General features: G+C 47.7%; 1 protein-coding gene and 1 pseudogene. Both read left to right on the plus strand.

Annotated elements, in window-relative coordinates:
• Nucleotides 1–319: pseudogene (locus RAC86_RS39205) on the plus strand (acetyl-CoA carboxylase carboxyl transferase subunit beta); the annotation flags it as partial.
• Nucleotides 304–900, plus strand: a 597-nt coding sequence (gene accA / locus RAC86_RS39210; protein ID WP_377887009.1) for an acetyl-CoA carboxylase carboxyl transferase subunit alpha, incomplete at its 3' end; no start/stop codon positions are given. The pseudogene RAC86_RS39205 and the gene accA, both read left to right, overlap by 16 nt.

The raw sequence follows: 900 nt of genomic DNA on the forward strand, positions 1-900 counted from the left end.
CTTAAAACTGTTCAGTGAAGAACAAGGCCTCATTATCTCAGTGATGACGCATCCGACTACCGGGGGCGTATCAGCAAGCTTTGCATCCCTTGGCGATTACAATTTCGCTGAGCCTGGCGCGCTAATCGGTTTTGCCGGAAGACGCATTATTGAACAGACAATAGGAGAAAAACTGCCTGAGGACTTCCAAACGGCTGAATTTTTATTAAAACATGGACAGCTTGATGCGGTTATTCACCGCGACGATATGAAAAAAACGTTAGAGAATCTGGTGGATATGCATCAAACAGGAGGTGACATAGAGTGGCTGCAAGATTAGAATTTGAAAAACCGGTCATTGAACTGCAAACCAAAATCGCCGAACTAAAAAAATTCACCCAAGATTCCGATATGGATCTAAGTGCTGAAATCGAACGGCTCGAAGACCGTCTCGCTAAGCTTCAGGATGATATTTACAAAAATCTGAAGCCTTGGGACCGTGTTCAAATCGCGCGTCTGGCGGACCGGCCGACAACGCTTGATTATATCGAACACCTGTTTACCGACTTTTTTGAATGTCACGGAGACAGAGCGTACGGGGACGATGAAGCCATTGTCGGCGGGATTGCGAAGTTCCATGGCCTTCCTGTAACGGTTATCGGGCATCAGCGCGGCAAAGACACGAAAGAAAACCTAGTCCGCAATTTTGGGATGCCTCACCCTGAAGGCTATCGAAAAGCGCTTCGTCTCATGAAACAGGCTGACAAATTCAACCGACCGATTATCTGTTTTATTGATACGAAGGGAGCATACCCTGGACGAGCAGCGGAGGAAAGAGGACAAAGCGAAGCCATTGCCAAAAACCTGTTTGAGATGGCCGGCCTTCGAGTGCCTGTTATCTGCATCGTCATCGGTGAAGGC

The organism is Bacillus sp. LR_5, assembly GCF_042709275.1.